This is a genomic window from Chryseobacterium manosquense (genome assembly GCF_014623485.1).
Classification (GTDB): domain Bacteria; phylum Bacteroidota; class Bacteroidia; order Flavobacteriales; family Weeksellaceae; genus Kaistella; species Kaistella haifensis.
In genome coordinates this window covers 2,785,121-2,812,077 of the sequence record NZ_CP060203.1, presented here as the reverse complement: position 1 = coordinate 2,812,077, position 26,957 = coordinate 2,785,121, and the positions used below count along the sequence as shown (strand labels likewise).

Annotated in this window: 23 protein-coding genes; 3 read left to right on the top strand and 20 right to left on the bottom strand. The window is 38.7% G+C overall.

The features are described 5' to 3' along the window. Positions 1-7: 7 nt before the first annotated feature. The 5 genes from H0S70_RS13365 to H0S70_RS13345 all read right to left on the bottom strand — a co-directional run bounded on the left by H0S70_RS13365 (position 8) and on the right by H0S70_RS13345 (position 4,166). Positions 8-1,057 carry a glycosyltransferase family 2 protein gene (locus tag H0S70_RS13365; protein ID WP_188321140.1) on the bottom strand — a complete coding sequence of 350 codons (1,050 nt, stop codon included), beginning with the start codon at positions 1,055-1,057 and terminating at the stop codon, positions 8-10. Continuing rightward, the gene (locus H0S70_RS13360; protein ID WP_188321139.1) at positions 1,054-1,821 is read right to left on the bottom strand and encodes a glycosyltransferase; all 768 of its coding nucleotides are present in this window, start codon (positions 1,819-1,821) and stop codon (positions 1,054-1,056) included. Before H0S70_RS13360 ends, H0S70_RS13365 begins: the two co-directional genes overlap by 4 nt. A 68-nt stretch (positions 1,822-1,889) precedes the next feature. Continuing rightward, positions 1,890-2,132 (bottom strand): glycosyltransferase family protein, encoded by a 243-nt coding sequence (locus tag H0S70_RS13355; protein ID WP_188321138.1) that lies wholly within the window; start codon positions 2,130-2,132, stop codon positions 1,890-1,892. Continuing rightward, positions 2,107-3,201, bottom strand: coding sequence for a glycosyltransferase family 4 protein (locus H0S70_RS13350; protein ID WP_188321137.1), 1,095 nt, complete (start codon positions 3,199-3,201; stop codon positions 2,107-2,109). The genes H0S70_RS13355 and H0S70_RS13350 overlap by 26 nt, the downstream gene beginning before the upstream one ends. A gap of 2 nt (positions 3,202-3,203) precedes the next feature. Beyond that, complete coding sequence (locus H0S70_RS13345) at positions 3,204-4,166, bottom strand: lipopolysaccharide biosynthesis protein (protein ID WP_188321136.1); 963 nt, start codon at positions 4,164-4,166, stop codon at positions 3,204-3,206. Between the two features lie 211 nt (positions 4,167-4,377). Here H0S70_RS13345 and H0S70_RS13340 point away from each other — a divergent pair, with 211 nt between their 5' ends. Continuing rightward, the gene (locus H0S70_RS13340) at positions 4,378-4,797 is read left to right on the top strand and encodes a hypothetical protein (protein ID WP_188321135.1); all 420 of its coding nucleotides are present in this window, start codon (positions 4,378-4,380) and stop codon (positions 4,795-4,797) included. Here H0S70_RS13340 and H0S70_RS13335 read toward each other — a convergent pair. From H0S70_RS13335 to hemW, 13 genes are all read right to left on the bottom strand, one after another. Continuing rightward, positions 4,757-5,920 carry a glycoside hydrolase family 88 protein gene (locus H0S70_RS13335; protein WP_188321134.1) on the bottom strand — a complete coding sequence of 388 codons (1,164 nt, stop codon included), beginning with the start codon at positions 5,918-5,920 and terminating at the stop codon, positions 4,757-4,759. The two genes, H0S70_RS13340 and H0S70_RS13335, sit on opposite strands and share 41 nt — an antisense overlap. Continuing rightward, positions 5,920-7,110: a glycosyltransferase gene (locus H0S70_RS13330; RefSeq protein ID WP_188321133.1), complete on the bottom strand. Its 1,191-nt coding sequence runs from the start codon at positions 7,108-7,110 to the stop codon at positions 5,920-5,922. The genes H0S70_RS13335 and H0S70_RS13330 overlap by 1 nt, the downstream gene beginning before the upstream one ends. Next, positions 7,103-8,314 carry a glycosyltransferase gene (locus tag H0S70_RS13325; protein WP_228453750.1) on the bottom strand — a complete coding sequence of 404 codons (1,212 nt, stop codon included), beginning with the start codon at positions 8,312-8,314 and terminating at the stop codon, positions 7,103-7,105. Before H0S70_RS13325 ends, H0S70_RS13330 begins: the two co-directional genes overlap by 8 nt. Before the next feature lie 22 nt (positions 8,315-8,336). After that, complete coding sequence (locus tag H0S70_RS13320) at positions 8,337-9,494, bottom strand: polysaccharide pyruvyl transferase family protein (protein WP_188321132.1); 1,158 nt, start codon at positions 9,492-9,494, stop codon at positions 8,337-8,339. Then, positions 9,491-10,495: a glycosyltransferase gene (locus H0S70_RS13315; protein WP_228453749.1), complete on the bottom strand. Its 1,005-nt coding sequence runs from the start codon at positions 10,493-10,495 to the stop codon at positions 9,491-9,493. Before H0S70_RS13315 ends, H0S70_RS13320 begins: the two co-directional genes overlap by 4 nt. Positions 10,496-10,757: 262 nt before the next feature. After that, complete coding sequence (locus H0S70_RS13310) at positions 10,758-11,924, bottom strand: nucleotide sugar dehydrogenase (protein ID WP_188321131.1); 1,167 nt, start codon at positions 11,922-11,924, stop codon at positions 10,758-10,760. A 4-nt stretch (positions 11,925-11,928) separates the two neighbouring features. Further along, positions 11,929-13,302 (bottom strand): nucleotide sugar dehydrogenase, encoded by a 1,374-nt coding sequence (locus H0S70_RS13305; protein WP_188321130.1) that lies wholly within the window; start codon positions 13,300-13,302, stop codon positions 11,929-11,931. A 2,535-nt stretch (positions 13,303-15,837) separates the two neighbouring features. Further along, on the bottom strand, positions 15,838-16,809 hold the full coding sequence (locus H0S70_RS13300) for an SDR family oxidoreductase (RefSeq protein WP_188321129.1): 972 nt from the start codon (positions 16,807-16,809) through the stop codon (positions 15,838-15,840). Positions 16,810-17,220: 411 nt separating this feature from the next. Continuing rightward, positions 17,221-19,545: a GumC family protein gene (locus H0S70_RS13295; RefSeq protein WP_188321128.1), complete on the bottom strand. Its 2,325-nt coding sequence runs from the start codon at positions 19,543-19,545 to the stop codon at positions 17,221-17,223. 5 nt (positions 19,546-19,550) lie between these two features. Then, entirely contained in the window at positions 19,551-20,357 is an 807-nt protein-coding gene (locus tag H0S70_RS13290; protein ID WP_188321127.1) for a polysaccharide biosynthesis/export family protein, read from the bottom strand. Positions 20,358-20,433: 76 nt separating this feature from the next. Next, positions 20,434-21,075 (bottom strand): outer membrane beta-barrel protein, encoded by a 642-nt coding sequence (locus H0S70_RS13285; protein ID WP_188321126.1) that lies wholly within the window; start codon positions 21,073-21,075, stop codon positions 20,434-20,436. Between the two features lie 342 nt (positions 21,076-21,417). Next, complete coding sequence (locus tag H0S70_RS13280) at positions 21,418-21,888, bottom strand: regulatory protein RecX (RefSeq protein ID WP_188322255.1); 471 nt, start codon at positions 21,886-21,888, stop codon at positions 21,418-21,420. A gap of 54 nt (positions 21,889-21,942) precedes the next feature. Beyond that, entirely contained in the window at positions 21,943-23,067 is a 1,125-nt protein-coding gene (gene hemW, locus H0S70_RS13275; protein ID WP_188321125.1) for a radical SAM family heme chaperone HemW, read from the bottom strand. A gap of 530 nt (positions 23,068-23,597) precedes the next feature. On the opposite strand from hemW, the gene H0S70_RS13270 reads away from it, so the two are divergent. Together H0S70_RS13270 and H0S70_RS13265 are read left to right on the top strand one after the other, a co-directional pair. Further along, complete coding sequence (locus H0S70_RS13270) at positions 23,598-23,828, top strand: hypothetical protein (protein WP_034767767.1); 231 nt, start codon at positions 23,598-23,600, stop codon at positions 23,826-23,828. After that, positions 23,818-23,979, top strand: coding sequence for a hypothetical protein (locus H0S70_RS13265; RefSeq protein WP_188321124.1), 162 nt, complete (start codon positions 23,818-23,820; stop codon positions 23,977-23,979). The genes H0S70_RS13270 and H0S70_RS13265 overlap by 11 nt, the downstream gene beginning before the upstream one ends. Positions 23,980-24,844: 865 nt before the next feature. Here H0S70_RS13265 and H0S70_RS13260 read toward each other — a convergent pair. After that, on the bottom strand, positions 24,845-25,795 hold the full coding sequence (locus tag H0S70_RS13260; RefSeq protein ID WP_188321123.1) for a PorP/SprF family type IX secretion system membrane protein: 951 nt from the start codon (positions 25,793-25,795) through the stop codon (positions 24,845-24,847). A gap of 44 nt (positions 25,796-25,839) precedes the next feature. Further along, on the bottom strand, positions 25,840-26,898 hold the full coding sequence (locus H0S70_RS13255) for an RluA family pseudouridine synthase (RefSeq protein WP_188321122.1): 1,059 nt from the start codon (positions 26,896-26,898) through the stop codon (positions 25,840-25,842). Positions 26,899-26,957: the final 59 nt, after the last annotated feature.

Below are 26,957 nucleotides of genomic sequence, written 5' to 3'. Positions count from 1 at the left end.
ATCAAACTTAGCTTAAAAGCCGATTAATGAATTTCTTTATTTGATATTTCTTTTTGACATTTTGGTATTCTTTCCAAATCGAATCAGAAATTTCGCCGGAATTTTTACTGTAGATGGCTTTTGCTTTCGCATTGTCAACATCTGACAAATCCTTATAGACGCTATCTCTTAGTTCTGCGACTATGTTTTTTTCCACGGTAGTTCTGTCTATTCCGTCAATCAGCAGCTGGTTTAAAAAAAAAGAATAAAAGCAGTTTGCTAACTCATATTTGATATACGGCAAAGCAGCATTGTAGTGATATTCCTTAATTTTTTCCTTCTTGATATAATATTGTTTCTTGATGTCTTCCAAAAAAGTTGGATTCTGTTTGCTGGTCATACCTCCAAACCTATAATAATAATAAACTGTTTCAGGTACAAATGCAATTTTTTTTAGATGAGGGTGCAGATTTAAATTATACAATAAATCTTCACCCATGGTCATTGTTGTTGGTTGTAAGTCTACCATATCTATAGTTGATTTCCTATACAATTTTGCACACATACTTACCAATAACTTGTTGACTCCGAAATAGGAAATATAATATTCGTCGAATAGTACAGGTTGCACTATTGGAGAAAGTAGGTTAAAGTGGCTGTAATTATTTTTTCTTCTATTTTTTATTAAACCATATTTATCAACCACCCGAGTTATAGCACCATAAACTAAATCCGCTTTTTCTTCAGTAATTTTATGGTGTAAAACCTCTAAAGCATTATGTGGCAACCAGTCATCTGAATCTAAGTGCATTACAAATTTACCAGTAGCCAATTTCAAACCCTCAAATCTTGTATGACTTAGACCCAAATTTTTTTTATTGACAAGAATTTTTATTCTTTGATCATTTTTTTGAAATGATTTAATAATGTCAACACTTGCATCTGGACTTGCGTCGCTAACCATAATGAGTTCAAAATTTTTATACGTTTGATTAAGTACCGAATTAATGCACTGTTTTAAGAATTTCTCTGTTTTATAAACTGGGCATATAATACTTATAAGGTCAGTTTCATTCATGCGTTATTTATTTCTTTAAATATTTTCATCCATTTTTCTATGATAACTTCTGGAGAAAAAGTTAAACTTTTTTCATATGCTGCCTCTTTCATCTTTACGATTAGTTTATCTTCCGACATCAGTAATTTAAGTTTGTCCGCAAAACCGCTATAATCGTCAGGCCGAATTAAGAATCCATCTATACCATCATCTATTATATTTCGGGGACCAAAAGGAGCATCAAAACTAACTACTGGTAGTTGATTTGCCATAGCTTCCAAAATAACACCTGGGAAGCAGTCTGTTTCTGATGTCAAAATCGCAATTTTTCCGCGTTGGAATGTTTTGTCGGCGTCATTATATTGACCTTTAATAATAATTGAATTTTCTAGACTATACATAGAAATTTGTTTAAGTAATTCTTGATAATATGGATCATCCAGCCCATAGTGCGGTCCCCAAATTTCAATTTTCCAATCTGGAAATAGTTTGTTTATTCTCTTCCAAATTTCGGGAATTTTTGCAAAACCCTTTACTGGAGTAATACGTCCTGCGGCAATTATAACATTTTTTTTGTCTCCAAAAACGGACTTATTATGAATCTCGATAAAGTTCTCTATAACAACGCCTTTCCTTTTAGGTCGCAATAATTCAATTTCGCTTTTATTTTGAACTACTACAGCATCGTATAAAAGATGGAAAAAATAAGTGCTTACTTTTCTAATAATTTTTTTAATACCTTTGTAATACAAATCATCACCGTAAATTGAGCCATTTTTTCTCAAAATCTTTTTAAAACCTCTCAATTTATAGAGTAATATAAACTGATTTGTGGTGTCTACTGTGTTTAGTATTACATCAGGATGAAAAATTCTAATTTCTTGTCGTAAGCGAGAAGTTTTAAATTATAATTTTCATTAATTACGACGCAATTTTCAGTATTAATATTTTGAAAATTGGTTTTTAACAAATTCCCAAAAAAACTTATAACGCGTATATCTTCACCCTTCTCACGCAGGCTTTTTATGATGCTATCAATTCGTTTTTCAACTCCGCCAACTTGACTAATATTACCTACTAATATAAGAATTTTCATACATAAGATTTTTAAAAAGATTTTTCCACATCTTCATTATTGAATCAGGCAGGTATTTTTTAACATTTTCCTTTGCCTTATTTCCCATTTCCTTTCTAATATTTTCATTTTTGATTAAAAAAAACACCTTATCCGCAAGCTGTTCTACATTTTGATTCTCTACCAGAAACCCATCAGCAGCATTGGTAATAATATCCCGTGGTCCTGATGGGCAATCGAATGCAATACACGGAACTCCGCATGCCATCGCTTCAATAAGTACCATGCCGAACCCTTCGGAACGGGAAGGCAATACTAAGAATGACGATTTAAGATATTCTGCCTGGATATTCGGTACTGGGTGATGAAAATGAACATTTTTCAGATTCAGGTCTGACGCCATATTAACATAAGTTTTCTCACCGTCTATTTTTCCGAAGATTTCAAGTTGCCAATCGGGGTATCTCTGTTCTATGTTTTTCCAAATCTTTAACAAGGTATCATAGCCTTTATTATAGGAATGAGAGCCTACCGCAATGATTTTTTTTGAATCTAGGCTGCTGGATTCCTGCGGTTCAAAGCTCAACGGATTGGGAATCACCGAGACCTTACTATTGCGCCATTCTTCTTTGTTGGTGGATGTTAAAACCACAAAAGCATCGAATTTGGAGGCTTGATGCTGCATTAATTTGGCGGCCCATCTTCCGCTGAAGCCTTTTTGTCTGTTGAGTTCTTGTGAAGCATGGCGTTCGTAGATCCATTTGGCTTCTGTTTTTATGATGCTTGGCAGAAAAAAACCTTTCAGACCATCATCACAGACCAAAATAATATCGGGTTGAATGTGGTTGACGGTATTTTGAATTCCATTTCTGTATTTCAGCAGATAAGAAATAGGATTGCCTGTTACTGGTATTGAATGAAACTTAATTTTTTCTGAAAACTCAAAGAAGCGGTTGTGGTTGGTATTATTTAATACCAAAATATGCACTTCATACGCAAAAATCTCAGCAAAATACGAGGCTTTCAACGACAGTACTCTTTCGAGTCCGCCTGAGCCGGTGATGCCGTTGGTGATGTAGAGGAGTTTCATGCTTATATTTTTTGAATCCATTTAACTTTCTTTATCAGTGGTAAGCTTCGGATTATATTTATAGCATTGTGAAGTTCCGTACTTTTCCCCATAAATAAATATATCAACAAAAATGAAAAAGGAATAATTATTAATACTTTTAGAAAAATCTGGATAATGAGTTGTACATGAATCTTCGTAAAAAAGAAATGCGTAACTGCTGCAGTAATTGATAAAATAAGAAGGTATAAAGAAAATCTCTTCAAATAATCGATTGGATTTTGTTTCAACCCTTTTTTAAGTACAATATAAGGATCATACCAAAAATTAGTGAGTAATCTCGCAATTGCCGTTGCCGTAATAATACCTGCAATACCGAATTGCTTTCCTAAAAAATAGGACAATACGAGATTGATAGCAGCTGTTCCCAGAACCATATATTTTCCGAAACGAAAATAACCATATGCGACTTTAAAAGTCCAAAATCCGTTCTGCATACCCACTAAAAAAAAATTAACGGCCAGAATAAGCGGGATATGCCAAGCTAAAACATAGGATTTACCAATCCAGATTTCGATAAAGTCATTGATACAGAAATAAATAATAAGGCTCGCTAAACCAAAGCAAATAAAGTTAAAAAAATTAATCGTTTTAAACATTTCCCGTTGCCGTTCCAAATTTTCATTGATGACAAAATGCGCAACTGACGATTTAATGCTTGCAAAAATAATCATCAGAAAACCTGAAGCAAGGGAAAACAAGAGAACATAATTTGAGTATTTCCCTAACAGCGCTAAACCAACAAACATGCTAATGAAAATATTATCTGTGGCATTTACCAACACGCCACCAATTTTTGTTAAGAAAGCGGCTTTCACGTTTTTAACAATGTTTTTTTTAACCTGCAAATCCAGCGGCATCTTTGCATATTGTTTAAGAAAGGGATATTTTTTATCCACTAATGCAGATATATAGATGTTTGCCAACAGCTGTGAAATAATTTGAACCGAAAGATAGATCAGGAAGTTTTTTGTGAGTATCAGCACCAGAATCTGCACTAAGTTTTGGCCTACCGAAAATTTGGTGAAGGTAAGCGTTGTTACAGAAACCTTTTGATCTGCATCCAGCAGCGCTGTTTTGTACGAGAAAAAATAAGAAGAAGCTGAACTGATGATATAGAAGAAAAAGATAATTCTAATGTCTTCTACAATTGTTTTTGGTTTCTCCGCAATAATATCCGGCAAAAAAGGGATCAAAATAATACCTGTAAGAATTACCACGACGCCGACCACTGCATACGCTTTTTTAAAATACCGTAATATTACTGCTGTATTTACGTGGTCGTTTTTAGATAAAGGCTTATACAATTCATATATAAATGCGGAAGCCAGGCCCAGTTCCGCAAGAGCCAACATGGATAAAATATTCGAAAATAGACTGCTTACTCCCAAATATTCCGCAGACAGATATTTGATGAAAACTGTACGGGAAATAAATCCCAGAACCATACCCGTGATTTGCGATATGAAGCCCGCCCAAATGTTGCGTAAAGAATTTGAAGTGCGTGTATTCATTATCAATCCTTCATTAATGTTCTTAAACAAAATCCTTGTGTAAACGGCAAAATATCAAAAGTTTGGGAATAGATTCCAATGGCTTTGGTATCACCCTGAGAAAAATCTATGGCTCCGTTTCTGCGCGTTACCGATTTCAGATACTGCAAACACTTTTGTTTTCCCACAATACATTTCTGTGAAATTTCAGGAATTTCAGATGCCACCGTGAAAAACCACGCTAATGTTGCTGCAGTGCTCGAATCTAAACGCGAACCTTGATCAAAAAGCAACCAGTGAAAACCTCCGTTTTCCGATTGAAAAGGCAGAACGGAATGGGTGGTGGCAATCACCAAATGTTCCAATTCTTTTTTAGATGGGTGCTGTTCCGGCAAGGCATGCCAAGTATCAATCAGTCCAATCACATACCAACCCAAACCTCTTCCCCATCCAAAAAGCCCTACAGGGATTTTAGTCTCTGCATGATAGGTGTGGCAAGGTATATGGAGCTGCTCCATCATCCCAAATTTTTGAAATTCCTTAATTTGTTTCACCGCCAAGTCGATGGCTTCAGGAATTTGAAATTTCAAACCGTAGGATACCAAAAAAGGACAGATAAAACCAATAGTATCTACAAAACGATACTGTCTTACATGGTTTTTATAGGCAACTGTACCATCTTCCCCTTTCAATGAAAGAAGCATTTGATAGGTTTCATCAAATGCCAAGCGGTATTGCTGATGGTCAATATATTTACAGTTTAAAAAAGCATAAGCTAAAATAGCGTGGTCACTTTCGGTGGGTTTTTCTTTCCATCCGGAGGTGGAACTTATTTTTTTTTCTAAGAAATCGTGTATTGCCTTTCGGGTTGAATTGTCCCCAGTCTTTTTAAGAGATTCGGTGAGCCCCAATACCAGTGCAGCTTCCTGCCAAGATTGTATAGCCGACCGCTTATAATTTCCCCGAAGCATATCGATAATAATCAAACGGTTATTGTCGGTTAGGGGAATGGTCGGCGTATTTTGCAACCATTTTTGAGAAAGCTGCAAAATCTTACGAGACCAGTCCTCTCTATTGGTGAATCTTCCGATTTTGATGCGGCTTTGCCAAGTATTGAATTGGGGGAAAAAGTCAATAAGCAAAACAACGATAACAATTAATACAAGGAGCAATAGAAATACATTCATTAGTTTTCAATTAAATGATACAATTTTTGAGTTTCTCCAGACATACTCCAATCTAAATTTGCAAGATTTTGTTCAAATTGGTTTCTTAATTCTTTACTCTTTAGTAATTTTTCTATTGCATTTGCAATTTCTTCTGCATCGAAATCAACAATAATTCCTGTTTCATTATTTGTAATATGAGAAGATGCAGTATTAAAGTTTGTGAGTATAATAGGCTTACAAAGTATTTTTGCTTCACGAACAACAATACCATCTCCCTCAAAATGAGAGGTCATCAGAAAAACATTTGCCCGATTAATATATTGATAGGGGTTCTGTTTAACCCCTAAAAAATGCACTTTCTCTGATAATCCCAGCAGTTCAACTTTCTTCTTAAGACTTTCTTCTTCAGGACCTTCACCTAAAATATACCAAGTAAATGAAATACCTTTTTTATGAAGGAGATGAAAAGCATCTATTGCCAAATTATAATTCTTTTGTGAATTTAGTCTGCCTACTGAAATAATAAAATCCTTCTTTAGATCTTCCTGTATCTTTACTAATGCTAAATTTCTTATTGTTTGAACAGCAGAAATATTTCGCATTAATTTAAATTTATCAGAAATATGGTTAAAAAGTTCTTTGAGTTCATTTAAACACTCTATAGAAACAGTCAAAATATAGTCAAGTTTCTTAAAATATAAATTATCTATTTTAGAATTCATTTGGAGAGCATGATAATCATTGTGAATAAACCCAATTTTTTTTTCTGCCTTTACTTTATCGACAACGAAATAATTGGGATTCTTTTCTAAAAATCCAATGGCTACATCATACTGCTTTTGTAGGGGTTTTAAGGTTTTCGACAATGGCTTCCAACTTAACTGCTCTGCTTCGGCAGGGCTTTCTGCTTTTTGCATCATCTTCTTAAACTGTATCCTTCTATAAATCAAATCCCATCGCCATGGCCACAAATTATCCTTCAAAACTTGTACAAAAGGCATATCAAAATATCGGTAATTGGCAGGCTCAGGTAATATATTCACTTGAGCAGGAACTTGTTTCAGAAAAAGACCTTCTTTTTTAAAAAGCAAAAGATCAACATTGTATTTTTCATAATCGAATACCTGCAATAAGGAGACGAGCGCTTTTTCAGCACCTCCTACATTCAGATTATTCATTACAAAAAGGATATCTTTTTTCTTATTCATTGATCAATTGATAAAATTTCTTGATTTCGTGCTCTGTTCCAAAATTCCCTGAGGCCAATTGGGCACTTACTTTCTCTGCAAAAGAATAATCTTCTAAATATTTCATAATCCCCTCCGCAATTGCTTCTGGGGTCATCTCGACGATAAGACCATTCACCGAATGTTCAATTTGATCCTTGGCTGTACTAAAGTTAGTCAATACAATAGGTTTTGCCAATATTTTGGCTTCATCCACCGCGATGGATTTGCCTTCATAGCGGGAAGATTGCACAAAAACCTTTGCTGCTTTGATGTAAGGATAAGGATTATCTCTCAAGCCAATTAAAGAAACATGGTGCTGCAATTGGTAGCGATCAATCATTTGCTGAAGAAATTCGCGTTCGGAACCTTCACCGATGATCGACCAATGAAAAGAAATGTTTTTATTTTTTAAAATGCGTGCTGCTTCGATCGCGAGATCAAAACCCTTCTGGGAATGAAGTCTACCTATTGAGACCATTTCATTGGGATGAAGATCAATAGAATACTCCCCTGAAAGACTATGAATCAATCTAGATGAAACAATATTGGGAACCAATTTAAACTTATTTTTTAATTGAGGAAATTCCTCCTTCAAGACCTCCACACATTCCTCTGAAACCGTAGCGACTGATGTTAATTCCCTAAAATAGGGTTCATCAATATGCTTATCTAAAGCTAATTGCTGATAATCATTATGGATGAATCCTATTTTCTTCTTCGCCCGCACCCGATCCACTACAAAATAATTGGAGGACTTTTCAAGAAATCCGATGGCAGCATCATACTCATCGGGTAGAGTTGTGCAAGCATTGCGTAAATATGGCCAACTGTATTGTTCTGCCATCCCTTTATTTTGGATAAACTGATTTTTTAGAAAAAACTGTAGTCTGCTTTTAGCCAAAAGGAATTTTCCTTTTTTTATAAAAGAGAGAAACGAAGAAAGAAGCGGTTTTTGGAAATCATGAAGTCCCGTGTTTTTGGGAAGAATCCTAACCCATTCCGGAAGCTGATTTCGAAATAATCCTTCGTCAGAAAACATAAAGAGATCCACCGAATATTGGGACGCATCCATTGTGCTCAGTAAATTAACCAAACTTTTCTCGGCACCTCCGGCACTGAGACTGGGAATAATAAAAAGTAATTTTTTCTTCACCAATTGATTTACGGTTTCTCCTCTTATCATCTGTTCATTAACCTATTTCTTCCTATGCAATAGAAAGTAAATAATTTTTTGCTTTTTTTGCCATTTCTTTTAACTCCGGAACCTTAGTGGCTAGTATTGCTCTTAACTCATTTTCATCCGCTTTCATCTCTTCAAAACGGCCAATCAGTTTAGTGGCATCAGAAATTTCAGAAAGATCCAATACCAATCGTTCGGAACCGAAAATATCTTTTGCAATTCCTTTCGACTTCACACTGTATCCCAAGACCATGGTCGGAACTTGAGATGAATATGCCGCAATAGTTGCGTGGGTTCTTGCCCCGATAAAGTATTTCATTCTGGCGATATACCCTTTATATTCTGTTGCATTCAGGTTGTTAGGCAATAGAATCGTTCTTCCTGTATCTCGAAACCTTTCTTCAAACTCCTTCAATATTTCAAAATCATCATTGTCTGGAATCACCACATGCGGAACAAAACATACGGTATCATCTGTGGTATCCAGAATGTGCTGAACCAAAGCAAAAGCTGCCTTTTTAGAATCCGGATTTTTCTTAAAGACCAAGGGTGAAAAGTTAAAACCAATGGTTTGGCCTTCTTTCCATCCCTCAGGAAGTGGCAATATTGTTTTCTCCATCAAGAAAGCACCATCAGCAACCAATTTCACATTAGGAATTTCCGCATTTTTAAGTACCGATTCAGTAATAGATTCTCTCACTAAAAGCAGGTCAAAAGATTTCAAATCCTTTATTTTCATTTCAGATAAATCTTCTTCCCCTATCGAAGCTCCCCATAGAATAAGTTTCTTTCCGGCTTTCTTGATCTGTCTGTCTATTTCATAAATACCCGGTTGTTCCCCATAACAATAATTATCCCCACCAATAGAAAGAAAAACGTCATATTGAGGAATCAGTTTGATAATGCTTTCGTGAATTTTTCGAAATGCTAAACTTTCATCTTTAAAAAATTTCACCTTCACAGCACTCAGAAGACCAATTGGGGAAAATTTCTCCAAATGAGAAGGTTTATCCAGATGCAGCACATCGATATGAGGAATCATGCGGTCGGAATCTGGATCACCGGAAGCCAATCCCAATTTGCTGATTCGGGGATCAGATTTTAATAATTCGGTAGCCGTTCTCACAATGGCTTCGCACCCGCGGTTTCGGCTTCCGCCGTGGAAAAATAATAAAACTCTCATCTGTTTCGGTAATAACTGTATTGAGTCAGCAAATATAATATTAAAATATTTCGTTTCTTGATATTTCTGAAAATGGCTTCAGCATATTTTCCCAGCTTCAGTTCCCGTAAAATTTGGGGCTCCGAAAACACTTTCTTTACAGTCGGATGCTGCACAATCTCACTTAATTTCGAGAACCGCTGTGCATCCGTAAAATTATTTCCGCGATTTCCGTATATGTAAACCAGGGAAATTACTGCATTTGCAAAACGTATTTTTTTCAGATTCTCCATTCGATCCTGGTCGATGGAGCTTCCAATAATGGAAGTCCAGTCAGTTTCATATACTTCCACCATCCTTTTCAGATAATCGTGTCTTGTGATATTCCGGGTTGCGCTGCCTTCCACTTGCCGGTAATGATAGCCACAATAATCCAGAAAAGATATTCGATTGGCTTTCATTAAAAATTCAATATTAAACTGGGCATCTTCGCCATGTTTGATACCAACTGGAAACCTAATGTTATGATCGTTAATAATTTTTAGGCAAAATAATTTAATGCAGACCGAATTCAGATTATCCTGCATAAAAAATTGAGGCAACAAGTTCTGTAAAATTTGTGGACTTTCAATCTCTCCGGAAAATCCTCCTAAATTGTGGTTTGCTGAAAGTTTTGAGTAAACCGCATCGCTTTTCGTATTTTCTGCGTTGTCTATCAATTTTTCAAAAAAATCATTTTCTATGGTATCATCACTATCCACAAATCCAATATATGCCCCCTTTGCAATTGCTAATCCTGCATTTCTGACGGCGGAGACACCTTTGTTCTGCTGGTCAATAATTTTGATACGACTGTCATTTTTGGCGTATTGCTTTAAAATTTCCAGAGAGTGGTCTGTAGAGCCATCGTTGATACAGATGATTTCAAAATCGACGAATGTTTGCGCAAGAACGCTTTGAAGGCATTCTTCTAAATATTTTTCGGCGTTGTAAACAGGGATTATGACGGAGATTTCAGGCACGGTAAATCAGTTTGTAAATTTTCGATTTAAAATTAAGGTATTTCTGATGAATGCTGATAATGATTCACCAAGTTTTTCTACTGATTCGCCCAAGCAGTAAATCGGACAAAACCCACCGCAAAGAATTCCACTCCCATATTTAGCCACATTCTTACGTAGAGGAAAAAGGTTGGAAATATTTTTTGTAGAAGACATCTTATGGTTAATTATTTAAAGTTGGGTTGAAAGCGTCAATATGTCCACTCAGTTCATTGGTTAAAAATCAATCATTGCCAAACAAATCTCTAGTATAGACCTTCTCTTCCACATCGGCGAGTTCGGGTGCTTTTCGGTTGGAGATGATGACATCACACTCTTTTTTAAAGCTTTCCAAATCTTTGGTGACGCGCGAACCGAAGAAAGTTTCTTCTTTCATGACAGGTTCGTACACCACCACTTCCACGCCTTTGGCTTTGATGCGCTTCATCACGCCCTGGATCGCTGAAGCCCGGAAATTGTCGGAACCGGATTTCATAATCAGGCGGTAAACGCCCACTTTCTTTGGATTTCTTGCAAGCACCGACTCGGCAATAAAATCTTTGCGGGTGCGGTTGGCATCCACAATAGCCTGAATGATATTGTTCGGCACGGAATCGTAGTTCGCCAACAGTTGTTTCGTATCTTTCGGAAGGCAATAGCCGCCGTAACCAAAAGACGGGTTGTTATAATGCGAACCAATGCGGGGATCCAAACCTACGCCTTCGATAATCTGACGGCTGTCGAGCTGATGGGTCTGCGCATAACTGTCGAGTTCATTGAAATACGCCACCCTCAAGGCAAGATAGGTATTGGAGAAGAGTTTAATCGCTTCGGCTTCTGTGGAATGGGTAAATAACACCGGAATGTCTTTTTTGATCGCCCCCTCTTTGAGGAGTTCCGCAAAAACCTCTGCTCTTTGGCTCTGTTCTCCAATGATGATTCTAGAGGGATATAAATTATCATACAACGCCTTACCTTCCCGCAAGAATTCCGGGGAAAAGATGATGTTCTGAAAATCCAGTTTCTTTTTTAAATCTTCAGTAAAACCCACCGGAACCGTCGATTTAATGATGACCACAGCTTGCGGTCGGTATTTTTTAACGTCAGCAATCACCGCTTCCACACTGCTGGTGTTGAAGTAATTGGTTTTGGGATCGTAATCAGTAGGTGTTGCCACGATGACATAATCGGCATTTTGATACGCTTCTTGTTGATCGGTGGTGGCTTTGAAGTTTAAGGTTTTATTTTGCAAAAAATCACTGATTTCGTGATCTTCAATGGGCGACACCTGTGCATTGAGCATGGCGACTTTTTCAGGAATAATGTCCAACGCCACCACCTCATGGTGCTGCGCCAGTAAAAGAGCATTGGAAAGCCCTACATATCCTGTTCCTACAATGGTTATTTTCATTGGATTATAATTTTGCGTCTGCGTGCTGCAGGATGCCTTTCACATCATACACCACGGCATTGTCTTTAAGGATGAGCTTAAGGTCGAGGTTGAGGAATTCGTTGTGGGCTACGCCGAGGACGACTGCATCGAAGGGGTTGAGAGTTGAGGGTTGAGGGTTGAGAGGAGATTCCTCGCTTTGCTCGGAATGATAAGATGGGAGTTGGTTGAGGCATTCTAAGCCGTATTCGTGGAGGACTTCTTCCGGTTTTGCCCACGGATCGTAAATAGTCACATTCATCCCGTAATCTTTCAGAGCCGCCACGACATCCACGATTTTGGTATTGCGGACATCCGGACAGTTTTCTTTGAAGGTAACGCCCAACATCAGCACCTGCGCTCCGTTGATCGTAATATTTTTTTTGATCATCGCTTTCACTACCTGCGAGGCAACATATTCGCCCATAGAATCGTTCATCCGGCGTCCTGCCAAAATAATTTCGGGATGGTAACCGAGTTCCTGCGCTTTTTGAGCCAAGTAATAAGGATCAACGCCAATGCAATGTCCTCCTACCAAACCTGGTTTGAAAGGCAGAAAGTTCCATTTGGTTCCCGCTGCTTTCAAAACCTCGTGGGTATCGAGATTCATTAAATTAAAAATCTTTGCCAGTTCGTTCACAAAAGCAATATTGATGTCGCGCTGAGAGTTTTCAATAACCTTGGCTGCTTCTGCGACTTTGATTGATGGCGCAAGATGGGTTCCCGCGGTAATCACCGCACGATATAAATCATCCACCACTTTCCCGATTTCGGGCGTGGAGCCTGAAGTGACTTTCAGAATCTTCTCTACCGTATGTTCTTTATCTCCGGGATTAATGCGCTCCGGTGAATATCCCGCATAAAAATCCTGATTGAATTTTAACCCCGAAACTTTTTCGAGCACCGGAATACACTCCTCTTCGGTAGCCCCCGGATACACCGTAGATTCATAGACCACGATGTCTCCTTTTTTAAGGACTTTCCCAACCGTTTCACTTGCTTTATAAAGCGGCGTAAGGTCGGGTTTATTGTTTTTATCCACCGGCGTAGGGACGGTGATGATGTAGATATTTGCGTGATGAAGGTCTTCGAGCTGGGAAGAACAGTAGAGTCCCGTTGTAGCATGCTGACCGCTTAAACTTGCGGAATCTTCGCTCTTTTCAGCGGTCGGATTATCGGAAAGCAAGACCGATTTCAGCAAGGATTCTTCTACCTCAAGCGTTAAATCTTTACCTGCCTGGAGCTCCGCAATTCTTTTTTGGTTAATGTCGAAACCCACAACCGGGTATTTCGTAGCGAAAAGTCGGGCCAAAGGAAGCCCAACATAGCCAAGGCCAATGATGGCGATTTGATGTTTCATCCGTGATCATTAATAAGTTCAGCTTGCAGCTATAAACACCTGAATCAATAGGTTTTACCGCAAAGTTCTCCTTTTTTTCGTTTGGTTTTTATGTGCGCAAAGATAAGTATTTATTTGGAATGAGAGGTAAGATGTTATGGTTAGATGTTAGAGGTTAGATTTTAGATTTTAGATGATCTCTTGGTGAATAAAAAGAGGAAAGAAGAAAGAGGAAAGAGGAAAGAGAAAAGATAGGAGATTCAAGAAACAAGATGCAAGATTTTAAATGCACAATTTATTTCAGAGGAAAAAAGAAAATACGATGTATCATTTCCCGATCGCCTAAGAACAACGGGATATTCCCCTCCTCCGGAGGGGTGGGCCTTTGTCGGAGACGAAGGGTCGGGGTGGTTTTTTGAGCGAGAAGAAAGAGGAAAGAGGAAAGAACCGAGAACCAAGATGAGAGATTTTAGTTGAGAGTTCATGGTTGAGAGTTGATGGTTGAGAGTTGACGCCAGTGATTCAAAACCCAAACATTCAATTACTCCCAGCTTATTGCTTAAAGCGTATTGCGTAAAGCCTACAGCATACAGTGTTCCCAAAAATCAGCAAAATCTCCAAAAACCGCGAGAGAAAAGCATGAACTTGTGAGCGAATGTCTATACGTGTATTTGTCTATTCGTCTAGACAACTGAACAACTGAACTCGAATCAATTACTGAACGCCTAATAAATAAAGATAGCGTTCCTCCGGAACGCATTGGCGCATAATCACTCTTCTTTCTACACCCATATCATTCCTACGGAATGAGGGAGAAAATCAGGTGAGCTTAGTTGAGGTTAATAGTTGAGTATTGATGGAATTGTATGATGTAAAAAGTACGATGTACAAAGTAAAAAGATTAGCAAAATCAGTAAGATCTGCGAGAGAAATTTTGTGAACACGTGAACTTGTGAACATGTGAACAAGTAAATCGCAGTACTCAAAAACCCAATCACTCAATCACTCCCCACAGAAAGCATACAGCGTATTGCAAAAAGCCTACGGCATACTGCGTTCTCAAAAATCTGTAAAATCACCAAGATCAGCGAGAGACAAAAATCAAGAACCAAGAACCAAGATGAGAGATTTTAGTTGAGAGTTGATGGTTGAGAGTTGATGGTTGAGAGTTGACGCCAGTGATTCAAAACCCAAACATTCAATTACTCCCAGCTTATTGCTTAAAGCGTATTGCGTAAAGCCTACAGCATACAGTGTTCCCAAAAATCAGCAAAATCTCCAAAAACCGCGAGAGAAAAGCATGAACTTGTGAGCGAATGTCTATACGTGTATTTGTCTATTCGTCTAGACAACTGAACAACTGAACTCGAATCAATTACTGAACGCCTTATAAATAAAGATAGCGTTCCTCCGGAACGCATTGGCGCATAATCACTCTTCTTTCTACACCCATATCATTCCTACGGAATGAGGGGGAAAAATCAGGTGAGCTTAGTTGAGGTTAATAGTTGAGTATTGATGGAATTGTATGATGTACAAAGTAAAAAGATTAGCAAAATCAGTAAGATCTGCGAGAGAAATTTTGTGAACACGTGAACTTGTGAACATGTGAACATGTGAACAAGTAAATCGCAGTACTCAAAAACCCAATCACTCAATCACTCCCCACAGAAAGCATACAGCGTATTGCAAAAAGCCTACGGCATACTGCGTTCTCAAAAATCTGTAAAATCTCCAAGATCTGCGAGAGTAAAAACATAAGGTGTTTTTTATTTCCATACTTTTTGTCTTGACACAACTGCGAAGCATATCACGAATACCAAAGAAAAATAAATAAGAGGATGAGTAAAAAGTAACAAAAAAGTCAAGACTGGATCTTTTTGCTAAAAAATTAAGATTTCTTCTAAGAAATTAACTCCCTTTGGTCGTTGAACCACTTCGTTAGGTTTCCCCAAAATTGACTCCCGCTGGTCGTCGAACCGCAAGCGGTTTCGGGCGGACCGGAAAATTTGTTGTTTAATAAAAATTATTGCCGCCACTCAAATGATCATTCGCCGATTCCTTTAAAAACAATTAAAAAGAATGAGGCAAACAGTGGGGATTTTTATGCAGTTATTATTTGGAAGATTTGTTCACGAAGAAATCTTAATTTTTCTTAACGCAAAAATCTCCTAAGTCGGAAGTTTAGATGAGATATTTTGGATGTACAATGTAAAAAGTACGATGTATTTTAGAAAAAAGAGAAAAGATAAATCTGTAAAATCCCCAGAATCTGCGAGAGAAAGGCATGAACTTGTGAACAAGTAAATCGCAGTACTCAAAAACCCAATCACTCAATCACTCCCCACAGAAAGCATACAGCGTATTGCAAAAAGCATACGGCATACTGCGTTCTCAAAAATCTGTAAAATCTCCAAGATCAGCGAGAGAAAGGCATGAACTTGTGAACAAGTAAATCGCAGTACTCAAAAACCCAATCACTCAATCACTCCTCACAGAAAGCATACAGCGTATTGCATAAAGCTTACAGCGTATTGCATAAAGCATACAGCGCCGCTATCTCTCCAAATGCTCCCAATACCAATCTACCGCTTCGCGGAGGCCGTCTTCGAAACGGTGGCTGGGTTCGTAGTTCAATAAGCTTTGTGCTTTTTCGATGCTGGCTTTGGAATGGGGAACGTCGCCGGCGCGTACCGGTCCGTACTTGATTGCTACATCAGCAATTGCGGGGTCGTATTTTGAAAGGAAACCTCGAAGCAGTTCCGCCATTTGTTTGATGGTGGTACGATCACCCACTGCGGTATTGTAAACGGTATTGATGGCTTCGTTGTTATCGGTCAACAATGCTTTTTCATTCATTTGAATTACATTATCAATATAGGTGAAATCGCGAGAATAATCGCCGGTACCGTTGATGACCGGACTTTCATGATTCATGAGCTGAATGACAAATTTAGGAATCACCGCAGCGTAGGCACCATTCGGATTTTGTCTTCTTCCGAACACATTAAAATAGCGCAGTCCGATACACTCAATACCATAGGTTTTTGAGAACACATCCGCATAAAGTTCATTCACATATTTGGTGATGGCATAAGGTGACAACGGTCTGCCAATCACCTCCTCCACTTTCGGCAGGGAAGCGGAATCTCCATAAGTGGAAGAACTGGCGGCATAAATGAAGCGTTTCACTTTGGCGTCACGGGCTGCCACGAGCATATTCAGGAAACCTCCGACATTCACGTCATTGCTCGTAATAGGATCATTAATAGATCGGGGCACAGACCCTAAAGCAGCTTGATGCAACACCGCATCCTGACCGGCAGTCGCTTTCGTGCAGGTATCCAAATCCCGAATATCCCCTTCGATCAAATGAAACTGAGGGTTTGTTAGTAAATGTTCTATATTGTATCTGAAACCTGTGGCAAAATTATCCAAACAAGTGACCTCATAACCTTTTCCAATAAAATAATCACAAAGATTAGATCCGATAAATCCTGCACCACCGGTGATGAGAAGTTTTTTCATTTTTCTTTATTTTTTGCTGTGAATTTGTGAGCTTGTGAATTTGTGAACCTGTGAACCTGTGAACTTGTGAACAAGTAAAAAGTAAGATTTACAATGTATTTTGGGTTGGAGAACCGAGAAGCAAGACACAAGATTCTAGATTTTAGATTTTTATAAAAGATTTTCAAAACTCAGCCAGAACCTTCTAACCCCTCAAAAAACACCTTCAAATCCGCCGAATCACCAAAATCCCTAGAATTTGCGAGAACTTCCATTTTCAAATTCCCAAATTGTACAATGTAAAAAGTACTATATATGATGTAGGAAACTCAATCACTCAAATACTCATCATCCTTCTCCTTGCTTCCATCCTTCATCCTTCATCCTCCATACTTCATACTTCATACTCCATACTTCATACTTCATTCTCCATCACCCTAGGATCCTCTTCCACCATTTCGGTTTGGTATCGTGGGTATAGGAGTAATAACCGTAGCCAGCACGGGTTCCATAGCGGGTATCTTGAGGCAAAACGCCGTTGAGTACGAAAGCCATATTTTTAATCTTATTTTCCTGACGGAAGCCAGCGGCGAAATCGATCATCTCTTTTTCGGTGAAATTCGATTTCGCGACATAAAGCACCACATCGGAATTTTCGATCAAATGCAGGGTATCGCTCACCAACATCACAGGAGCAGAATCGAGGATGATAAACTCGTATTTCGTTTTCAAATAATCGATCAATTGATCAAATTTCACCATATCGAGCAAATCGTTGGGATTTGGAGCAATTTGGCCGCTGAATAAGACATCAAGATTCTCATGCTGTCCTGAAGAAACGATGTAGGAATCGGGCACGGTTTCGCGTGAAATCAGATAATCGGTAAGACCAACATTTTTACCTTGAAAAAAAAGATCCAATTGAGGATTCCGGATATCGGCACCCACGATAATGGTTTTGCTGTTTCCGGATAAGGTAAGCGCTAAGTTAACGGAAACCGTAGTTTTTCCCTCTCCTTTTACGGAGGAAGTTACCAGTACGACCCCGCCCTCTTCCGACTCTTTAGAACGAAGCAGAAATTTCAAGTTGGAAGCGAGAATCCTGAACGATTCGGCAAAAACAGATAAATCGTTTCTTCCGATCAATGGCAGTTCATCATGGTTTTCGGGAATTTCCGCAAGGACAGAAGTATCCGGAGCATGATCGATAATATGATCTTTCGTATGAACTTTGGTATCCAATGCATTTGCGCCATAAAAGAAAACGAGCGGAAGGAGGAAACCGGCAGCCAGTGCGCCCAAAATAATATTCTGAGTTTCGGGTTTTACCTGACCTGTGGTATATGCAGGGTTTACAATTTTGGCTTTCGGGATATTCACCGCAAGGGTGATCGCATTTTCTTCTCTTTTCTGAAGCAAATAAAGATACAACTGTTCTTTCAAGGTTTGCTGCCGATCGATGGATCGGAATATTTTCTCCTGGGTAGGATATTTTCTGATTTTCCCTTTGGCGAGATTGAGTTGAGCATTGGCCTGCGCAATTTGAAGTTGCAAAGTTTCACGGGCTTCCAAAAGGTTTTTGCGGATTAAGTTTTTGAGCGCGCCCAACTGCTTGTTCATTTCAATCACGGCGGGGTTTTCTCCGGTAGCCTGCTTCAGGGTACGGTTGCGGGTGAGCAAAAGTTCATTGTACTGAGTGATGCTGCTTTCGGCACCTGCCGACAATCCCATTCCCGATGGCATCAGTTGATCGCCATTGGCCGCTGCAAGAACCGAATTTACCAAATCAAGCTGCATGCTTTGGGTAATCACCGCTTTGGTATTTTCTGAAGATTCAGAAATTGCCTGAGAAGCCTGAGCATCGAGATTGGTGATTTCATTGGCTCTTTTGAAATTTTCTTTCTGGCCCTCGATGCCGGAAAGATCTTCGGTAATAATAGCAATACGGTCATTGATAAAATTCTGAGTGCTTTGGGCTTCCTCATTTTTATCGTTCACCCCATCGATCAGGTATTGCTTGGACACTTCGTTTAAGATGTCTTCCGATTTCTTAGGAACCGGCCCGACCATGGAAACGTCCATCATCATTCCTTTGTTTGGAGGAAGGGTAACCGTAATGCTTCCTTCTAAATAACTTACGACACTGGAAATATTTTTAAAAACAACTTTTAAAGGCACCTTGTTTTTGGTTCCAGGTTTGGCATCAATTTGAATCACGCCAAAAGAAACCTGTGCGGGAACCCCAAAAGTGTATGTTTTAGAAGAATTAGAAAGTTTGTAGGTATTGTTTCCTACCGGAGTGATGGTATATGTTGCTCCACTAAAACCGGTTGGATTGTCAATGCTGATAATCTTTCCCGTGTACGGAGAATTGTTATACAACTCAAATTCTTTGATGGCACCAGAACTGAAAAAAGATACATCCAGATTGAGGTTTTTCGCTACTTTTTGCAAGATCGGTTTGGAAACAATCACCTGGGTTTCACCTTGCAATTCGTCGGAACCACTCACTCCCATTCCCAAATTCTTAAGATCATTCAATGCGGAAGTAGCTCTGCCCTTCGACTCCAGCAACTTTAACGATGTTTTGGTAAAATATTGCGGTTGGGCATAACGAAGGTAGATTTTAGCAGCAGTATAAAATATCGCCATACTCAAAAGAATCCATGGCCATTTTCTAAGGTACTTCCCAATTTCTTTTTTAATATTCATGGGCTTGGCCCGCTTCACTGTACCTGAAGTTTCTAAAAGTTCCATCCAATTTATTTATTGGTTAAAGAAATAATCAAAGTGATAAGCCCCAAAGCGACCCCTCCGTACTTGATCCATTTATCCGTAGCAGAATCGGTATTGACCGCCACTTGTTTGTTGCGGTCCGGTTCTACATACAGTATGTCATTTTGCTGAAGGTAATAATAAGGGGAACTTACGATAGAGGCTTCTGACAGATCCAGTGATACAATTTCGTCTTTGCCGGTGGCTTCGGAAGTCCTGATGAGTTTCACATTGGTTCGGTTGGCATCATAAGTCAAATCGCCTGCAAGGGCAATGGCCTGGAAGACGTTGATTTTTTCGGTAGGACTGGTTTTTTGGCCAGGTCCTTTCACTTCTCCTAAAACAAAAATATTGAAATTGGTCAAGGTAATGGTGACCATAGGATCGGTTAGATATCTTTTCAAGCGGCTTTCGAGATCTTCTTTGAGTTGTTGCTTAGTCATTCCTTTGCAATAGACCGGTCCCAAAACCGGAAAAATTATGGTTCCATCGGAAGTCACCACATATTCGCTGCCATTACTTGAAGACATGTTGCTAGAGGCCGTTCCACTGCCTGCAGTAGAAGTTCTGGGCATGGTGTTCACATTGAAAGGCCGCACCGCGATTTCATCGAATGCGGACACCAAAATTTGAAGTCGATCTCCTTCCTGGATATGTAGACCCGAATATTTGGCTTGTGAAACTTCGTTTTCGAAGTTATTGTTCGACATGTACACCAAGTTTTTCTTTGGCTTACAAGAAATCACTAAGATCGAGAAAAGGAGTATATGAAATACGGCTGCGTATTTTTTCATGCTTTAAATTTAAGATTACAAAGGTAAAGTATTTTTATAAAGCTGTAATCTTATGGAATAAAAGAAAAGTAAACTGTTACCACCAGTTTTCATTCAAATAATAATTGATCCCCACGGCTAACAAACGATTATAGGTATTGTTGCGGTTATTATTGGGATAAATCTTGCTGAATCCACGGTCATAACGGAGAAATGCTTCCATTTTCTGTGAGATTTTCATTCCTGCACCAAACGATACTCCATATCCGAATTTGTTCACCTCATCATCAAGGTTAAACTTATAGTGTACCACATCGTAAGCAGGATCTACACTTTCTTTTTGTCTCACCATATATTCGATTCGTGGTCCCGCAAAAAGAAAAAGATCTCTTTTCATATTGCCTTTATGAAAGAACCATTTCAGATATAGCTGCATCGCAAGATAGTCATAGTGATATTTCTGCACCCCATATTTATCCGTATTCACTTTTGCATTTTCTCCCTGCATGCTGTATTCGATCTGTGGCACAAGATAAAGCCACGCAGAGTCGAAAACATCATTCTCAACCAACGGAAATTCTACAAAAGCACCAAGCCCTCCCCCAAACTTTCCTTCTGAGCGGTCATGAACTCCGGCAATAGAACCTTTGTGGAAATTACCGGTAATTCCGTACTTGAAGGTTTGCGCACTGAGCGACAAAACAAAAAACAGGGCAAGGAATGTATTTAATTTTTTCATATCTAGCAATATTATGAAAACGGAATAAAATTAATGGTTTTGCAAATTAATTAAAATTATTTCAATTACGGGCATTTTTTTTGGCTGTTGTGAATGATGTTTTTGTCAACTTTTGTTGTTTTCTTCTTGCAATGGTCATAAGTTTTGAAGCAATAAGCAGTACGCTTTAAGCGATATGCCGATGAGTAAAAACAAATTAGAATGCGCTCAGTCCCCAAAATCCGTAAGCCCTCATTTCCAAATTAACACATTATAAAATTCAGATCTTCCTCACAGAAAGCATAAAGCGAACGGCGTAATGCCTACAGCAACACTCAATCACTCAAAAACTCCATCAATCAATCACTCCCCAAAATCTGCTACTCGCAAAATCTCCTCATACTCAAATCCCCTACCCATCAGGTATTTGATGGTTTTGGATTTCTTTTGGTATTCTTTTCCGGATTGTCGCGAGAAATAGGATTCGTAGAGTTTCTTTAAGGTTTTTTCGTAATCGGAGTCGTCGATTTCATCAAAACAACGGTTGATGAGTTTCTCGGGAATCCCTTTAAACTTCAGGTGGTTTCGGATTTTGTTGCGTCCCCAAGATTTGATGTTGAACTTCCCGCGGATGTAGCTTCGGGCAAACCGCTCTTCATTGAGGTAATTCTCCTGCATCAGATAAAGCAAAATTTCTTCTTTCGCTTCGGGAATCAGTAGAAAATCATGCATTTTTTGCGCCACTTCCTGATGACAACGGTCTTGGTAAACGCAATAGTTGACCATTTTCTGTTTGATTTCGAGGAAAGTATAGGATTTTTTCTGTTCCATCATCACGGCGTGGGAATTGGACAAACGCTTAAAATTTCAATAAAAAGAATGACAAATTTAAAGAATAAAAAGATCAGAAGCGATGCCATCTGCCAAAAACCAATGTTTTTCGGGAATTTTCAGGTGACCATTTTCAATGATCAGAATTCCTGTTTCGAGTTTGGGAGCTATATTTTTTTGGAATTCTTCTTGAATAATATCACTAAACTTACCTTCCATTTGCTGCAAATCAACGCCCCACATCGTTCTCAGGCCAATCATCATCATTTCATTGAACTGCTCTTTTTCAGTGAGGATTTCACTTTCCTTGGCTAAAGTATTTTGATTCAACGCATCGATATAGCGAAGGTTATTGGCGATATTCCAACTTCTTTCATTCCAACCATTAAAAGAATGTGCGGAAGGTCCGATGCCGAGATATTCCTTGGATTTCCAATACGCGCTGTTGTGCTGGGAATGAAAACCAGGTTTCCCGAAATTGGAAATTTCATAATGATCGAATCCGTGATCTTTCAGAAAATCCACCATATAGGAAAATTCAGCATGCTGCTCCGCCTCTATCGGTGCTGCAACTTTACGCTGTTGGATCCACTGGTTCAAAGCGGTTTTGGGCTCCACCGTAAGAGCATAAGAGGAAATATGTGGCACCTGAAATTCAATGGTTTTGTTGAGGTTTTCTTTCCAAATCTCAAAATCCGAAGTTGGGGAACCGTAAATCAAATCAATGCTGATGTTTTCAAAACCGAAGTCCTGGGCTCTTTTGATGGAATCCTCAGCTTGTCCGGCGTTGTGGGCACGGTTCATCAACTTTAAATCTTCATCAAAAAAACTTTGGGTTCCTATAGAAAGTCGGTTCACCGGAGATTGGGACAATCCTTTTAGAAATTGCGCATCCAAATCGTCGGGATTGGCTTCGAGGGTGATTTCAATATCGGGATCAAATGCAAAATACTTCAACACCTCATCTATCAACGCATTCAGTTCGTCCACTTTCAGGATAGACGGCGTTCCACCACCGAAATACAGGGATTTTAAAGTTTTGGATTGAAGTTCGTCTTTGCGCAAGAAAATCTCTTTTTTCATTGCACCAAGCATTTCATCCTTAAAAGTCAATGAAGTAGAAAAATGAAAATTGCAATAACTGCATTTCTGTTTGCAAAAAGGAATATGAAGGTAGAGCACTTGGGTTGTATTTTTTAGCTTTAAGCAGTACGCCGTACGCTTTATGCTATCGGGTCGTCAAAGGTAGAGAAAATTATTTTTTTAAGAGAGGTTAGATGTTAGAGGTTAGATTTTAGATTATAAATGAAAAATCCACACACCCTTTGCTAAGCGAAGCGCCTTTGCACCCTAAACACACGCATCAATAAAAATTCTCTTAGCGCCTTTGCGTTAAAAAAAATCCGCCCCATCCCCAAACTCAGCGAGAATAATAAGAAAAGAGCCAAGATGCAAGAACCGAGAAGCTAGATGCTAGATTTTAGATTTTAGATTTTAAATAAAAGATGTAAAAAAAATCTATAACTCCTTGCATAAAGCTTAAAGCGCACTGCCTATTGCTTAAAGCATTCTCAACCACCCCAACACTCCTAGCATAAAGCGTATTGCGTACAGCGTACTCAATATTTTTTTGATAATGAATGCATTGCTCAAATATTGAATTTGTTCTTCCCAATTATTCTGCTTAATTTTATTTCTTCAAAAAAGAAAAAATGAACTTACAATACATCAAAGATTCACAAGGAAAGCCGACCGGAGTTTTTATCCCTATTGAAGAATGGGAAGCGTTGGAAAAAAAATTTCATTTCGAAGAATATTTAAAATCATTTGAGCTTTCCGATCAACAGAAAACCCTTCTCGATGAAAGACTAAAATCGGATAAAAATGATTTCATTTCCGCAAGAGATGCTTTGAAAAAAATCCGCAAAAAACATGAGTTATAATCTGGTTATTCTTGGTCGTGCACAGGAAGAAATAAACCAAATCTATGAGTATTATTCCGAGATATCTTTTGCAGTGTTGCAGTCTTTTGATCAACAATTAGAAAAGGCCTATCAATCTTTAGAAACCAATCCTTTCTTTCAAATTCGATAAAAAAATTTAAGGGCTCTCCCTTTTGAGTCATTTCCCTATATGCTATTTTTTAGCATTGAAGAAGAAGAAAAATTGGTTTATATTTATTCTGTTTTCAATACCCATCAAGATCCCAACAAATATCCCAATTTATAAAAGATGGGGATGAAGGAGGATGTATGGAGGAGGATGTATGGAGTATGAAAAACTCAGTCACATCACGAAAATCCGCTGAATTCGCATAATCAGCGAGAGTAATAAGAAAAGAATCAAGATGCAAGAGCCGAGATTTTATATTTTAAATGTACGATGGATAATGAAGGATGGAGTATGAAAAACTCAGTCACATCATGTAAATCAGCGAGAATAATAAAAATCTAGCCGATCTAGTCAATTAAGCAGAAACCTTTTGAAAGCGAAGCGTCTCTGCTTCACTAAAAAAAACAAGAAAAAAACTTTTGCTGCTTTTGTGGTTAAAAGAAAAGAGTCAAGATGCAAGAGCCGAGATGCTAGATTCTAGATTTTAGATTTTAAATGTACGATGGATGATGAATGATGGAGTATGAAAAACTCAGTCACATTATGGAAATCAGCGAGAATAATAAAAATATAGCCGATCTAGCCAATTGAGCAGAACCCTTTTGAAAGCGAAGCGTCTCTGCTTCACTAAAAAAAAAAAAGAAAAAAACTTTTGCTGCTTTTGTGGTTAAAAGAAAAGAGTCAAGATGCAAGAGCCGAGATTTTAAATGTACGATGTAAAAAAACTCAAACATTCAATCACTCTTAGCATAAAGCGTATTGCATATTGCGTACAGCGTTCTCAAGCACTCAAAAACTCGCCTCACTTCCACTTCATCCTCCAACCTTCATACTTCATACTTCATACTCAATACCTATACCCTCTCGTATTGATAAAATTATCAATATTATAGCCCACACTCAGCATAAAGCTGTTTCCTGCATATTGCTGAATATCTGAAAGAATGAAATTATAGGTCGCGCCAAAGGTAAAACCGTTCAGTTTTGCTTTGATGATCGGAGAAATGCCGAGATTTTGGTTGCCGTATTGGTTTTTTGCGGTTCGGAAACTGGCTCCGGCGGAGAATGAATTAGTATCACCCAAAACCGTAGCCATCAAATTCAAATCGGTCATTCGGGACGCATTGGTACTGAAATTCATCAATACAGAAGGCGAAACGAAGAATTGCTCATTCAAATAAAAATCGTAGCCCGCATTAAAATTGAACTTCGTAGGTTCCGGTTCGATGCCGTTGACAATAGGAATATCGTTGGTCAGTGCAATATCATTTACCGAAACCCCTCCAAAGAAATTGCGGTAAGTGACTGCCATTCCTAAATTCGCATACACGAGAAAAAGACTGTTGGTATCGGAACTCAAAGTAGGATCGCCGGGATCCTGCGGATTGAGTTTCGCCAAATCGATATTCATGTTATAGAAATTCACACTCGTACCGAAGGAAAACTGGCTTTTGCGTTCGCCATCGTCATCAATTGGGATAAAATAAGAAGCTCCGGCACCAATTCCGTTCGAGGAAATCGGTCCGTTTTGGTCTCTGAAAAAGGATAGTCCGGCTCCTACCCGATCGAAAATATTGGCATGAAGTCCAATCGATTGTACATTGGGAGACTCACTGAATTGGGAAAACTGCTTTTGGTAATTCAAATTCAACACTACATCATCCGTTTTACCGTATTGCGCAGGGTTGAAAAGGAAGTCTCCATCGAGCAAGTACTGCTGATAGAAAGGGAGAGTTTCCTGGGCTTTATAAAAAACAAAGGAAAGAAAAATGAAAAATGCAGTTCCTATTTTCCTCATTATGATGGGTTTGAATGGGTACAAATATAAAAAACTTTTGATAGTTACGCTTCTAAATAACGTCTCCATTTTTCGATCGCCTCTTCCATATCGGCGGGCATCGGACTTTCGAAGTACATTTCTTGTTTGGTCGTCGGGTGAATAAATCCGAGTGTGTGCGCATGCAAGGCGTGTCTCGGCAATACTTCGAAAACATTCTTTACAAATTGTTTGTATTTGGGAAGGTTGACTCCTTTTAAAATATGATGTCCTTCATAGCGCTCATCATTAAATAAAGTATGCCCGATATGTTTGAAATGTGCACGAATTTGGTGGGTTCGTCCGGTTTCGAGTTTGCATTCTACCCAGGTCATGTATTTGAATCTTTCAATGACTTTATAATGGGTCACCGCATGCTTCCCGAAACTTCCGTCTTCGAAAACCGCCATCTGCATTCTGTTTTTCAAGTGTCTTCCGATATGTCCGGTGATGGTTCCCTGATTTTCTTCCAAATTTCCCCATACAAAAGCCCAATACAATCTCTTAGTCGTTCTTTCGAAAAACTGTTTGGCAAGAAAACTCAACGCGTATTCGTTTTTAGCAACAACAAGCAATCCGGAAGTATCTTTATCGATTCGGTGAACCAATCCTACCCGGTCGAGGTCAGATTTTAACCCATTTTTTTCAAAATGAAAAGCCAAAGCATTCACCAAAGTACTGTGATAATTGCCGTGTCCGGGGTGAACCACCATTCCTGCAGCTTTATCGACCACCACCAAATCATCGTCTTCATAAACAATATTAACCGGAATATCCTGAGGAATGATAATATTTTCACGTCGTGGATGAGCCAGCAACACCGAAATCTGGTCGCCGGGTTTTACCCGGTAATTTTGTTTGACGGGAACGCCATTCACCACCACATTTCCGGCGCGGCAGGTTTGGGAAATCTTGTTTCGTGAGGAGTTTTGTCGGAAGATCAAAAGAAATTTATCAATCCGCAAAGGCTCCTGGTTTTTATCAACGGTAATATTCAGGTGTTCGTACAGCCCCGCCGACTCGGCTTCAGGGGATTCCTGACTGAGCAATTCTTCGTCTAAAAATTCTTCGTTTTCTTCGCGCATGGGAGTAAAAAAGCTTCAACTTTCGCTGAAGCTTTAGCTATTTATCGAATTATAAATTA

What these genes read in the sequence shown, in the direction of transcription:
- H0S70_RS13365 (WP_188321140.1), bottom strand. Translation starts at nt 1,057, where the DNA reads ATGAATGAAACTGACCTTATAAGTATTATATGCCCAGTTTATAAAACA.
- H0S70_RS13355 (WP_188321138.1), bottom strand. Translation starts at nt 2,132, where the DNA reads ATGAAAATTCTTATATTAGTAGGTAATATTAGTCAAGTTGGCGGAGTT.
- H0S70_RS13350 (WP_188321137.1), bottom strand. Translation starts at nt 3,201, where the DNA reads ATGAAACTCCTCTACATCACCAACGGCATCACCGGCTCAGGCGGACTC.
- H0S70_RS13340 (WP_188321135.1), top strand. Translation starts at nt 4,378, where the DNA reads ATGTCTTCTACAATTGTTTTTGGTTTCTCCGCAATAATATCCGGCAAA.
- H0S70_RS13335 (WP_188321134.1), bottom strand. Translation starts at nt 5,920, where the DNA reads ATGAATGTATTTCTATTGCTCCTTGTATTAATTGTTATCGTTGTTTTG.
- H0S70_RS13330 (WP_188321133.1), bottom strand. Translation starts at nt 7,110, where the DNA reads ATGAATAAGAAAAAAGATATCCTTTTTGTAATGAATAATCTGAATGTA.
- H0S70_RS13325 (WP_228453750.1), bottom strand. Translation starts at nt 8,314, where the DNA reads ATGATAAGAGGAGAAACCGTAAATCAATTGGTGAAGAAAAAATTACTT.
- H0S70_RS13320 (WP_188321132.1), bottom strand. Translation starts at nt 9,494, where the DNA reads ATGAGAGTTTTATTATTTTTCCACGGCGGAAGCCGAAACCGCGGGTGC.
- H0S70_RS13310 (WP_188321131.1), bottom strand. Translation starts at nt 11,924, where the DNA reads ATGAAAATAACCATTGTAGGAACAGGATATGTAGGGCTTTCCAATGCT.
- H0S70_RS13305 (WP_188321130.1), bottom strand. Translation starts at nt 13,302, where the DNA reads ATGAAACATCAAATCGCCATCATTGGCCTTGGCTATGTTGGGCTTCCT.
- H0S70_RS13300 (WP_188321129.1), bottom strand. Translation starts at nt 16,809, where the DNA reads ATGAAAAAACTTCTCATCACCGGTGGTGCAGGATTTATCGGATCTAAT.
- H0S70_RS13295 (WP_188321128.1), bottom strand. Translation starts at nt 19,545, where the DNA reads ATGGAACTTTTAGAAACTTCAGGTACAGTGAAGCGGGCCAAGCCCATG.
- H0S70_RS13290 (WP_188321127.1), bottom strand. Translation starts at nt 20,357, where the DNA reads ATGAAAAAATACGCAGCCGTATTTCATATACTCCTTTTCTCGATCTTA.
- H0S70_RS13285 (WP_188321126.1), bottom strand. Translation starts at nt 21,075, where the DNA reads ATGAAAAAATTAAATACATTCCTTGCCCTGTTTTTTGTTTTGTCGCTC.
- H0S70_RS13280 (WP_188322255.1), bottom strand. Translation starts at nt 21,888, where the DNA reads ATGATGGAACAGAAAAAATCCTATACTTTCCTCGAAATCAAACAGAAA.
- H0S70_RS13270 (WP_034767767.1), top strand. Translation starts at nt 23,598, where the DNA reads ATGAACTTACAATACATCAAAGATTCACAAGGAAAGCCGACCGGAGTT.
- H0S70_RS13265 (WP_188321124.1), top strand. Translation starts at nt 23,818, where the DNA reads ATGAGTTATAATCTGGTTATTCTTGGTCGTGCACAGGAAGAAATAAAC.
- H0S70_RS13260 (WP_188321123.1), bottom strand. Translation starts at nt 25,795, where the DNA reads ATGAGGAAAATAGGAACTGCATTTTTCATTTTTCTTTCCTTTGTTTTT.
- H0S70_RS13255 (WP_188321122.1), bottom strand. Translation starts at nt 26,898, where the DNA reads ATGCGCGAAGAAAACGAAGAATTTTTAGACGAAGAATTGCTCAGTCAG.